The 12,158-nt window shown below is 42.3% G+C and carries 9 protein-coding genes; 4 read left to right on the top strand and 5 right to left on the bottom strand.

Features of this window, described 5'->3' with window-relative positions:
- Positions 1 to 274 precede the first annotated feature (274 nt).
- The 5 genes from V7Q33_RS22330 to V7Q33_RS22350 all read right to left on the bottom strand — a co-directional run bounded on the left by V7Q33_RS22330 (position 275) and on the right by V7Q33_RS22350 (position 7,037).
- On the bottom strand, positions 275 to 2,932 hold the full coding sequence (locus V7Q33_RS22330; RefSeq protein ID WP_333821348.1) for a vWA domain-containing protein: 2,658 nt from the start codon (positions 2,930 to 2,932) through the stop codon (positions 275 to 277).
- A gap of 139 nt (positions 2,933 to 3,071) precedes the next feature.
- A complete protein-coding gene (bioA, locus tag V7Q33_RS22335; protein ID WP_333821349.1) occupies positions 3,072 to 4,358 on the bottom strand; it encodes an adenosylmethionine--8-amino-7-oxononanoate transaminase in 1,287 nt (428 codons plus the stop codon).
- Entirely contained in the window at positions 4,351 to 4,959 is a 609-nt protein-coding gene (gene bioD / locus V7Q33_RS22340) for a dethiobiotin synthase (protein WP_333821350.1), read from the bottom strand. The genes bioA and bioD overlap by 8 nt, the downstream gene beginning before the upstream one ends.
- Positions 4,960 to 4,982: 23 nt before the next feature.
- A complete protein-coding gene (locus V7Q33_RS22345; protein WP_333821351.1) occupies positions 4,983 to 6,119 on the bottom strand; it encodes an aminotransferase class I/II-fold pyridoxal phosphate-dependent enzyme in 1,137 nt (378 codons plus the stop codon).
- Positions 6,120 to 6,179: 60 nt separating this feature from the next.
- A complete protein-coding gene (locus V7Q33_RS22350) occupies positions 6,180 to 7,037 on the bottom strand; it encodes an SDR family oxidoreductase (RefSeq protein WP_333821352.1) in 858 nt (285 codons plus the stop codon).
- 243 nt (positions 7,038 to 7,280) lie between these two features.
- On the opposite strand from V7Q33_RS22350, the gene V7Q33_RS22355 reads away from it, so the two are divergent.
- The 4 genes from V7Q33_RS22355 to V7Q33_RS22370 all read left to right on the top strand — a co-directional run bounded on the left by V7Q33_RS22355 (position 7,281) and on the right by V7Q33_RS22370 (position 11,869).
- Positions 7,281 to 8,231: an OmpA family protein gene (locus tag V7Q33_RS22355; RefSeq protein WP_331979912.1), complete on the top strand. Its 951-nt coding sequence runs from the start codon at positions 7,281 to 7,283 to the stop codon at positions 8,229 to 8,231.
- A 6-nt stretch (positions 8,232 to 8,237) separates the two neighbouring features.
- On the top strand, positions 8,238 to 8,402 hold the full coding sequence (locus V7Q33_RS22360) for a PLDc N-terminal domain-containing protein (RefSeq protein WP_331979910.1): 165 nt from the start codon (positions 8,238 to 8,240) through the stop codon (positions 8,400 to 8,402).
- Between the two features lie 4 nt (positions 8,403 to 8,406).
- On the top strand, positions 8,407 to 9,702 hold the full coding sequence (locus V7Q33_RS22365) for an MFS transporter (protein WP_331979908.1): 1,296 nt from the start codon (positions 8,407 to 8,409) through the stop codon (positions 9,700 to 9,702).
- A 106-nt stretch (positions 9,703 to 9,808) separates the two neighbouring features.
- Positions 9,809 to 11,869, top strand: a complete 2,061-nt coding sequence (locus V7Q33_RS22370; RefSeq protein WP_333821353.1) for an ATP-binding protein — start codon at positions 9,809 to 9,811, stop codon at positions 11,867 to 11,869.
- Positions 11,870 to 12,158: the final 289 nt, after the last annotated feature.

Genomic DNA, 12,158 nt, shown 5'->3' on the forward strand with positions numbered 1-12,158 from the left:
CGGCAACCTGTATAAATAGTTAACGGATATTAGTTACAGGTTAATCGTTATTAGTTATCTGTGTAATTCTGTGGTTTCTGTGGGAAATAAATGTATTTTATTCCTCAGAATAGCACGGAAAAATAAGTTATTCATTACCGGTTAACCGTTATTAGTTATACGCGAAAATCCAGTGGCACAGAGTGCAAAGAAGCTTGGAGTTACCGCAAAGGCATAATCCGGGATATCTATGAAATTGCTCCCACACTCACGGTTAATGTATAACTTTTAACGCTTAACGATTCACCCGTTTTGACTTTGCTTCACGAATCAGACTTATGTCTACATTCTCTTTTGTGATGTGAGCATAATTCCCTTTGCCAAGTGCTGCTAGATTTTCCAACGCTTTGGAAGAGCCGACTCCTTTGCCGAAGTTGAAGATGGTGAGAAATATATCTTCCCTGGAAAATTGGCGAATCAATTGTAACGTTTCTTCGCTTGTAGCGAACTCGCCATCAGTAGCAAGCACAATGCGGTTATTACCACCGCGAATATAATTTTCATCAGCTGTTTTATAGGCCAGCTTTAGTCCTGCGTTACCATCGGTCTTTCCGGATGATTTCAGATTGTTAATGGCCTTTGTGATCTTCCCTTCATCTTTGAAAGAAACAGACTCTAGCAGCACTTTAGGTTTATCAGAGAAAGACAGTATAGATACTTTGTCTTCAGGGCGCATCATGGAAATCATGCTTATCACAGCATTTTTTAATAGTGGAAGTTTATCAGCGGTATTCATAGAACCAGATACATCCAGCAAAAGGATCATGTTGTTGGTAGCGTAGCCTTCCATCGAATACAGGTCTTCGCCCGGCATGCCGATGTATACTGTGTCGCGTCTTTCAATATACACTGTATCGTGCAGCACTTTTGCGGTTGTTTTAGTCGCTTCCTTCGTGACAACTTGCTGTTGTTGCTGGCCTTTGTCTACAGATGGCTCCTGGTTCTTTGTAACCGGAGTCCTGTTGTTGGTTGCCCTATTATTAGAAGCATATTTAACAGAAAATAATTCTGGTTGATGTATAGTCGGCAGATGTAGAACCGTTACCGATAGCTCACAGAATTTATTGTAGTCGTCTACAATGTCGTTATAACGATATACCATGGTATGATAGGGATGTTCGTAACGGGAAGATTTTGCAGGCTTCAGCTCCTTAATTGCTTCACTCAAACTGCGCGAAGTTTCCGGCAAATCTTCGTATGGCGTATAGGGACAAAGTCCATTGTTACGACCAATCTTCTGAATCCCTTTCATGTTTTCATATTCCCTGGCAATCACATCGCGCACTGCAGCATCTATATTTTCCGTAGAAATCTGTATGGTGCTGTCGCCTGTATAATATGCTTTTGCTTTGAACAGCGCATCATGATCCAGCTCCGTGAGATTTCGCAATGCCCGACCGGAAATATACCATGAACTGGAAGGGTTAGCTGTAGGATAAGCATCAAACACTTTTCGGATATCTTCATAAAACAATTCTTTGCGCCTGTCCCATTCGTCAAACAATACCCGTTGTCGCTCGAGTATGGCATATATTTTATCCAAGTGGTCTTTCTCATAGGCTCGCTCGCTTACCTGTATAGCGATCGATGCACTGAGTTCATCAAGCTCGGTAAGGATACGCTCCAACACCGTTGCTTCATCGTTGAGCGACTTCGCGATGACAGGTGAAAGGTTCTTGCTATCCGCTATCGCTTTTTGGTATTCTGCTTTGGGAATGTTGTAGTTATCATAATCAAAATGAAGTGGCCCATGCTTCTCATACGAATCCAGTGTTCTGAAGTAGGAAGCACTGCTGCTGAAACTTTCCAGTGAAGACTGCAGGTTCCGCATCTGTCGCCAGGTTTCGTTGATGTAGTTTACATAGCTGAGCAATGATTCGAACTGAAGTTTCGGTAAAGGTGTTTTCTGCAGCTCTATTGTTATGGGTACACGGGGAATGTCAGCAAAAGGCTTTGCCTGTATCGTATTGGAAACAGGTTCGCTCCGAACTTCAAAGAGAGGAAAGTATTGGATCATCTTCAATCCATAGTAGCCATCTCCCACCGCAAACTGAATAAAACTATTATAATCTGATACCAGCGTGCCATTAAAATAGTTTATCAGGTCGAGGTATACATCGTTGCTATACTTGTCTGACTTTCTTGCCTCGAAGTTGTACCCATTCAAACTGCTTCGTTTTACTTCCAGTATAGAAGACAACCCACTTTGAAAAGATCCCCACATACTGGACGTTGGGTATTTTAACACGGGGTTCATCTTCTCCATAATTGACAATTGTTGATCTGTCTCAATTATACTTTGCTCAAGTTTTTCTACAGGCCACCCCGTTGGTATATTTTCCTGAGCGTTTAAAGTCCATAAGTCCAGCAGGTATCTTTCCCGTAGAATTTCACTACGCATAAAGTTGTCTGCATTTTTATAAGCCGTCATGGTTGATTGCGCTTTCTTAAAAACCGCTTCAAGTTCTGTCTGCAACACTCGTTGCTTTTCTTTATAGTAGCGCAGCAACAACGGCAATGCACGAACTAATTCATTCGCTTTTGCAAAATTATCTTGCTTATAGTCCTCCAGTTTATGATAGGTGTCGAGTGCTTTGCAATTTGCATCGATCTTGTCTGCTGCCGCTCGCAGCTCTTTTAACTTGGCATTAAGACTACCAGCCACTCCTGGTGCCAGCCCCTTACTTAAATTCAATGTTGTTGTATAGTAATATTCCTCCTGCTGCACGGGACAAGTATACTGCGGCGCACCCCATGAACGCTGCTGTTGCAAACCGGGATAATAGGCCAGAACAGATTGTACAACCTGTTTGACTTCAGTAGCCGACTGATTGGCATAATCTACATAGGCATTCAAAGCCTTTTGCTGCGTGGCCGTTATCGGCTGTGCCAAAGAAAGTACAGGACAGAGAAAGAGAAGGTATAAAAATCGCATACCCGAACTTACTAAAAAACTTCGATCTTCAACGAGGCAGGCAGTTGATGTTTATCAATAACATGCGCATATCAAAGATCGAAGCATTTTATGTAAACTATTGTTGTAGCGAATCCAGAAACTCGCGGATCACGGTATATACCTTGTGAAGTTGTTCATCCGTGATCACATACGGAGGGAGTATATAAATGATATTGCCTAACGGACGCAGCAAAACATTTCGTTCCATAAAAAACGGATATATCTTTTTACGGATCTCGTTTTCGTACGATGTTCGGGTGTCTGTTTTTAATTCCAGTGCGAGAAATGTACCCAGTGATCGAACGGTTGCTACCGCAGGATGATCCAGCATTTCACTCGCAAACGTGCGGTGTTGATTGCCGATTCGCTGAATACTCTGCTGGCAATCATCTGATACTAACAATTCAAAGCTGGCATTTGCGGCAGCGCATGCAATTGGGTTTGCAGTGTAGGAATGTCCATGAAAAAAGGTTTTCAGGAAATCATCTGACTCATAGGCATTCAGAATTTTCTTCGAGCAGGTGGTAACGCCCAGGGGCATGGTACCACCGGTAATCCCCTTCGACACCGCCATGATATCCGGTTTTACCGAACAGTAATCGGAAGCAAAGTATCTTCCTGTGCGACCGAAGCCTGTGAGCACTTCATCGGCTATACATATTACATCCTGCGCTTGTGCTTCCGTTAGCAGTTCGTTGAGCAAAGCTGGCGAATACATGCGCATTCCTCCGGCTCCCTGCACAAGAGGTTCATATATAAAGGCAGCTACATCGCCTTCTTCTATCAACTCACAGAATTGCTGCAGTGTCTTTTCCTCGTGCTCTGTATCTGGAAAAGGAATAAATATAGTTTCAAACAAATGCGATTTGAACGGATTGGTAAATATACCGCGCTCACCTACTGACATAGAACCAAATGTATCGCCATGGTAAGCACCATCGATCGCTATAATTTTCTTTTTCTCTATGCCCTGGTTGTGCCAGTACTGCAATGCCATCTTCAAACCCACTTCAACGGCGGTGCTACCATTATCCGAGAAGAATATACGCGATTGATTGGCAGGCAATATCGACAGCAAATTTTTTGACAGTTGTATAGCCGGCTCGTGCGTAAATCCTGCGAAGATCACGTGCTCTAATATACCAGCCTGTGCGCTTACTGCCTTTGCTATATAAGGATTGCTATGGCCATGAAGATTTACCCACCAGGATGAAACCGCGTCTAATATCTTGCGACCATCGTCAGTATGCAGATATACTCCTTCGGCAGATGTGATCATCACCGGTTCTGCGCCTCCTTTTAATGGCGTAAATGGATGCCAGATATTTTTCTTATCAAGCTCTTTCAGGTTTATATTATCCATTCCAATTTTCTTTTAATTGGTGCGCATATCGCTTCACTGTTTCCTGATCTATTAACTCCTCGCGCTGTATATGCAGAAGACAACGCAACCCCGAGTGATGAAGAATGATGCGCTCGCTTTCAGGATTAGACTGGCCATTGAATATAATTCCTTTCACAGGAATATTTCTTTTTTTCAAAGCTTCTACTGTAAGCAGTGTATGGTTGATGCTGCCAAGATATAAATCAGCTACCAGCACTACGGCATCAGCTACACGCGAAGCCAGATCAACAACAAAATCATTATCATTCAGGGGCACAAGGCAGCCGCCGGCTCCTTCAATAACAAGATCATTTTTTGTATTGGGTCTCTGAAAAGCATCCAATGAAATTGTGATACCATCAATTGCTGCAGCTGCGTGTGGCGATGCCGGTGTGTTGAGTAAATAAGTTTCGGGAAAAATGGTAATATCTGTACTGATCAGCTTCTTCACCATATCTGCATCCCGTGGAAATCCTGCCTGTACCGGCTTCCAATAATCCGCTTGCAATGCCTGGCATAATATAGCTGACATAAACGTTTTGCCACTGTCGGTATCAATAGCCGTCACAAAATAATTCATGTGCGAAAGTTACGCGTAAAATATTAATGCGCTACAAGTTGAAAGGATTTCAGCGCTTCTGTTAATTGCTCAATTTCCGAAACAGAATTAAACGCATGCAGACAGATGCGCAATCGCTCTGTACCCTTGGGCACCGTTGGTGAGAGTATAGGGCGAACATCAAGACCCTGCTGCTGCAATGCATTGGCTACTTTGCGCACCAGCGCATTACCCGGATATACTGCAGTCTGAATTGCACTATTGCTATCGGTTCGGTTAGGCAAATTCTGAACAGCTTTTTTATATAACTGTATGTTTTGCTTCAGTTGTTCCTGCAACTGTATATTTACCTGCAGATAGCGAAAAGCACAATCAACAGCAGCTATACTGTGCGGGGGCAATGCAGTGGTATAGATAAAAGGACGTGCAAAGTTTATCAGATAACTTCTTAGTACATCAGAACCCGCCACGCAAGCGCCGTGTATACCCATGGCTTTACCAAAGGTATATACACGTATGGCAATTTTATCATGAAGTTTCAGTGACACTGCGAGGCCGCTGCCTCTCTCGCCTACAACACCTGTGCTGTGAGCTTCATCTACAATAATGAAAGCATCATACTTTTCAGCAAGCGTTACTAAATCATGAAGCGGGCAGGCATCGCCGTCCATTGAGTATATAGATTCTACAGCAATGAATATCTTTCCTTCTGCACGTTTCAATTTTGCTTCAAGATCATTCAGATCATTATGATGAAAGCTGAAACGTTTCGCCATGCTTAACCGTGCGCCATCTTTAATGCAGGCGTGAGCCAGTTCATCGTATAGTATGGTATCGCCTCTTTGCGGAAGCGAAGATAGTACAGCCAGGTTAGCGCTGTATCCGGAGTTGAATATCAATGCAGCAGGGGCCTGAAATATACCGGCCAGCATGGATTCTACTTCTTCATAATAAGAGTTATTGCCCGCCAGCAAGCGCGAGCCGGTCGCTCCGTTGCTTTTGAAGCGCTGTGCATCCAGCTTCTGTTGAATAGCATAAAACAACTCTTCCGATCGTGCCAACCCGAGATAGTCGTTCGAAGTAAAATCGATTAATCCGGAAGTATACTTCAACGAACGAAGTGATCCTTCATTCTCACGAGCCTTCAACCGCTTCAATAATTCCTGCTGTAACCGGTCCATGGCTCAAAAATACAAATCGCAATGAATGAATAGCATGACGCGGACGAAAGAGGTCCCATGTTATTTACCGCGCATCTTTTCAAGCATATCCCACATCGGCTCTGGTATCATTTCCAGGTGAGAGAATTCTCCGCCGTTGCGCAGCCACTCGCCGCCATCGATGGTAATCACCTCACCGTTTACATAGGCTGAATAATCAGACATAAGATAGGCCGCAAGATTAGCAAGCTCCTGGTGTTCACCAACGCGCTTCAAGGGAACGCGCTCAGCCGGATCAAATTTCTTCACAAGGTCGCCAGGTAACAAACGACTCCATGCTCCCTCCGTAGGGAATGGCCCGGGGGCAATCGCGTTGCTTCTTATTTTATACTTGGCCCACTCCACCGCCAACGATCTGGTAAGCGCGAGCACACCTGCTTTACCACAAGCAGAAGGCACTACATATCCGGAACCAGTCCATGCATAAGTTGTTACAATGTTGAGAAATACACCGGGTTGCTTTTTTTCAATCCAGTTCTTTCCTGCTGCCAGTGTTGTATAGTAAGTTCCTTTCAGCACTATATCTACTACAATATCAAACGCACGGTGCGAGAGTCGTTCTGTTGGACTTATAAAATTTCCAGCAGCGTTGTTTAATACGCCATGGATCTGACCGAAGGTAGCTTCCGTGGTTTTGATCAGGTTATCAATCTCTTCGTATTTGCGCACATCGCAGGTCACCGTTAATACTTTGCCGCCCGTTTCTTTCATCAGCTCATCTGCAGTTTTATCAAGCACGTCTTTTTTGCGACTGGTGATGACGAGGTTGGCTCCAAGTTCCAGAAAATATTTACCCATAGAACGGCCCAGGCCTGTTCCGCCACCGGTAATGATAATGGTTTTGTTTTGTAAGCTTCCAGGTTTTAACATTCCTTCCATGACGTTGGTTTTAGATGAATGAAAATAACGAATAAGAACATCTTTCCTAAAGAATCGGATGAAAAAGAAATAAAAGGTCACATAAAGAATATACACCCTGCACAGTATATATGCTGCATTCTCAACTATATGGATCGTGCTGCCTTAAACATCAATTTAGGTTCAGGCTTCAGACAATATTTTGTTGATGGTTGTAAGTAAATAATAATTATTAATTTGGGTCACTATTTTTTGAATTCTACCATGAAGAAGAATCTATTACTTCCCTTTTTTATCTGTCTTATTTTTTCATCATGCATTGTCAGCAAGAAAAAATATGATGAACTGCTGGCGCAAAAAATTCGGACAGAAGCCGACCTGGCAGACCGCTCTGCACAACTAGACAAGGCAAACTCAAATCTCGATTCGCTATCGCAAGTATTGAAAAAGTTGAAAGAAGATACGACAAGCCTGGGTATTGAGAAACGTAACAAAAGCCAACGCCTCGCTGAACTGGAAAAAGAACATTCGAAGTTAAACAACAACTATAAGAATTTGGTGACCAGCAATGGCAAACAAACACGCGACCTGGTGCAACAGCAGGAACAACTTCTGTCCATACAACAAAACCTGGAAAAGACCCGCAAGGAAAATGACTCTCTCAGTAATAGCCTCGCTGAGCGAGAAAAGAAAGTAAAGGAACTGGAGCAAGTGTTGGCCAGCAAGGACAAAGCCGTTCAAGACCTGAAGAACAAAATCAGCAATGCCTTATTGAATTTTAAAGAAAATGACATCACAGTTAAAGTGAAGAACGGAAAAGTATACATATCGCTGGCAGAACAACTTCTTTTTGGTTCGGGGAGTATCGAGGTAGACAGCAAAGGCGTAACCGCTTTGCAGCAGTTGGCGAAAGCTATAAAAGATCAAAAGGACATTAACATTATGGTTGAAGGGCACACCGATAACGTGCCAATCTCAAAGAAGTCGCCATACATGCAGGACAACTGGGACTTAAGTGTGATGCGTGCTACATCCATCACAAAAATATTAACGAAGGCGGGTGTATCGCCCAAGCAAGTAACAGCATCCGGTCGCGGTGAATTTATACCGCTGGCGGCTAACGACACAGACTTGAATAAACAAAAGAACAGAAGGACAGAGATTATTATCACACCTAATCTCGATGAATTGTTTCGCATACTCGAAAACAACTAGTTTACGATGGGAAGACTCATTTCATTACTGATCGTAGTTATTGATATACTGGCGATCGTTGATATTCTCCGCAGCAATAAGGCAACCGATAAAAAGATATTGTGGGTGATCGTTGTATTGCTGCTTCCGATACTCGGGCCTATCCTGTATTACATCATAGAGAAGAAATAAGTATATGTCTGACAATAAATTCAAACCACTCTGGAGCTTGCCTGTTATTGTAGCAGCGCTGGGTTATTTTGTAGATATCTATGACCTGCTTCTGTTCAGCATTGTAAGAAAGCCAAGCCTCATTTCCCTGGGTGTGTCGGAAGATCAACTCTTCGACCAGGGTGAGCATTTGCTTCGTGTACAAATGGCAGGCCTGTTGGTGGGAGGAATTATCTGGGGCATTATGGGAGATAAACGCGGAAGGCTGTCTGTGCTGTTTGGATCTATAGTGTTGTACTCACTTGCCAACATTGCAAATGGTTTTGTTACTTCAGTTGATCAATATGTTGTGCTCAGATTTATAGCGGGTATAGGGCTCGCGGGCGAGCTGGGCGCTGGTGTTACGCTCGTTTCAGAATCATTACCTCCCAATTTGCGGGGTTACGGAACAACGATCATTGCTACCGTGGGATTGATGGGAGCTGTTGTTGGAAACCTGGTATCGCAAATAAAATTAACAGCAGGCTCCTTTGAATCGTGGCAGATCTCCTATTTTGTTGGAGGTGGCATGGGATTGTTGCTGTTGATAGCGCGTGTAAGTGTGCTTGAATCAAGCGTGTTTCTTCGCACCAAAGAACAGAGAGTTGTTCGCGGTAATTTTCTTCAGTTATTCAAAAGAAAATCCAGGTTAATCAAATTCATCGGGTGTATATTTATAGGCTTGCCGATATGGTATACCATCGGTATACTCGTAACTTTCTCTCCTGAATTTGCGAGCGCGTTATCAATCAAAGGAACAATTACTACTGGTAACGCCATTATGTATAGCTATATCGGATTAGCGGTGGGTGATATTATCAGTGGGCTTGCAAGCCAGTTATTAAAGACACGCAAGAAAGTTGTATTGATATCTATCTTGCTTACCCTTGCTTTTATACTCCTCTATCTCTTTACACCGGTTAGAGAAGCTAATTTCTTTTACTTTACCTGTTTTATATTAGGATGTGGCATTGGCTATTGGGCGTTGTTCGTAACGATAGCAGCCGAGCAATTTGGTACAAATTTAAGATCGACTGTAACCACTTCGGTTCCTAATTTTATTCGTGGAACAGTGATACCACTTACACTACTGTTTAAATTCCTTCGCGACAAGATTCATGAACATTATACTCCTACATTAGGTGATGCGCACGCCAAAAGCACAGGAATGATCTATGGTGCTTTGATTGTGGGCGTTTTCACCATTATTGTTGCTTTATTGGTGTTCCGCCTGATCGATGAAACCTATGGCCGTGATTTGAATTTCATAGAGGAAGACTAAGGTCTTCTTCTGATTGGTTTTGAGCGAAGAGGGAACTACCGTGCTTTACGTTTGGGAAATCGTAACTTTATTCCAATATTTCTATTCGTAAAGACCCCCTGCTGTAGTGAAGAAAACGGTTACTATCATTTCTTGTATCCTGTTGTGCTGGACTTCTTCCTATTCTCAGAATCTCAGATTAATCGATAGTTTAAAGACCAGCATAAAACACTCTGCAGATGACAAAAGAAGATTCGAACTTCTCAATGATCTGGCTTGGGAATATCGCTGGGCTTCTCCCGATAGTACGATCCTGTATTCGAACAAAGCCCTTACTCTGGGCAGAAAATTAAACCTTTCCAAAGGGCTTGCCGAGTCCTTTAACTTTATCGGTGTAGCCTATAATTATAAGGGCAATCGGATAAGCGCATTTGAAGCATTTGATGAAGCGCTTCGGGTTTCTATTGAACAAAAGGATTCTGCGCAGATAGCACACTCCAATAATAACCTTGGAAGGCTTTTCTTTGAGCAAGGTATTCTTTCAAGGTCGTATGAATATTTCATTCGGGCCATGGCCTTGTTTGAGGCTATAAATGATTCATCCGGACTTGCCTATACTTACCAAAGTCTTGCCGGCTTGTATAAACTACAACACGATTATAGTAAAGCCGAAAACAATTATCTTAAAGCGTACAGAATTCGCTTATCTCTGCATAACACGCGCGATATCATGTCTGCGCTTGGGCAACTTGGAAGACTTGCGCAGGAAATCAATCAGCATGATAAAGCATTGCATTTCCTTCATCTGGCCGATTCTGCAGGACAGATTATACATGATGAAATAAACCTGGCTGATATCAAAACATATATAGCAGAGAGTTATCTGGCGCAAGGACTGTTACAAGAAGCCGAGGCCATTTGCAAGGAAGGACTGAAGGTCATCATCGGAAAGAATAATGTACGAATGCTACCGGAGGCTTATATCACCATGGGACGGATCAAGTTTGCAAAGAACGAATTACCAGGAGCGAAGAAATATATTGACATGGCTCGAGACATGGCTGCAAAGTCCAATGATCTTTCCGCGAAGATGAAGGCCTATTATTGGCTTTGGAAATTATCAGAAAAAGAGCACGATAAAATAGGAGGACTACAGAATCAAAATCACTATTTAATTTTGCGCGACTCAATTAAAGACCTTGATCTCACACGTCAGGTAGAACGTCTGCAATTTGAAATTGAGATACAACGAAAAGAACAGGAGAACAAGTTGCTCAAGGCCAATCACGAGACCAATGAAGCCATTATCCAGCAGCAAAAACTTCAAAATATAGTATTGATCGTTATCGTTGCTTTTGTAAGCATCCTGGGATTGGTGCAATGGCGTAATAACAAAAAGCGCAGAGAGATCAATGAAAAGCTGGCGCAACAAAACCAGTTCATCCAAAATCAGCGGACCGAGATTGTTGAGCAAAATGAAAAGCTTTCGAAGAGAAATATTGAACTATCAGATATCAATCATGAAAAAGACACTTTGATGAGCATTGTTGCCCATGATTTAAAATCTCCATTGAATAGGATTAAGGGGATAGCGGATCTGATGGAGATGGAGAACTCCTTGAGCGAAGAGAATAAGGTATATGTGCAAATGACCAAAGATGCCACACAGGCAGGACTTGACCTTATAAAAGATCTGCTTGACGTACATATGCTTGAAGAAAACGCAGAGCCCAATTACTCAACATTTGATATCAGTAAATTTCTGCTTGAGAAAATACAGCTATTTACACTTTTAGCTGAATCCAAAAATATACACCTTCATATTAGTCGTATTGAGAATTCAGATATAAGTATAGATGCTTCATACCTGAATCGTATTGTTGATAATCTTATATCCAATGCCATTAAGTTCTCGAAAAGAAACTCTGTTGTTGATGTATCCGCAGGCCGATCCAATTCACATTTCTGGATATCAGTGAAAGATCAAGGCCCTGGATTCTCTGAAAGAGATAAGAAACATCTTTTTCAAAAATTTAAAAAGCTTAGTGCTCAGCCTACTGCCGGGGAGACTTCTAATGGTCTGGGCTTGGCTATTGTTAAAACACTAGTTGATCGCCTGAAAGGAGATATAGAGTTAATATCAAAGGCAGGAAAGGGAAGCGAATTCATTGTAAAATTCCCCGCATAAATTTTTGAGCGTTTTTTTTAAGTCTGGGTATTGCTCCATTCGAATGGAGTACACTAAACACATGATTAATAAAAGTTTGATTTTATAGCCTAGCAATGCCGTGATCTAACTTGCGAAGTTCAAGGTAGTTTAGCCTCATCGTTATTCTTACTCCATTATATTATAAATTCTCTCCTGTGAGACTTTATTGAAGAGTATGCATTTCTTTCCCTGACGAGGATTTTAGTTAAGTCAGAGCATAAATAAAAAAGCCTTTGATAGTTTATCAAAGGCTTTAGTGTTAAAAGAA

This window comes from Ohtaekwangia sp. (genome assembly GCF_036786105.1).
GTDB lineage: Bacteria > Bacteroidota > Bacteroidia > Cytophagales > Cyclobacteriaceae > Ohtaekwangia.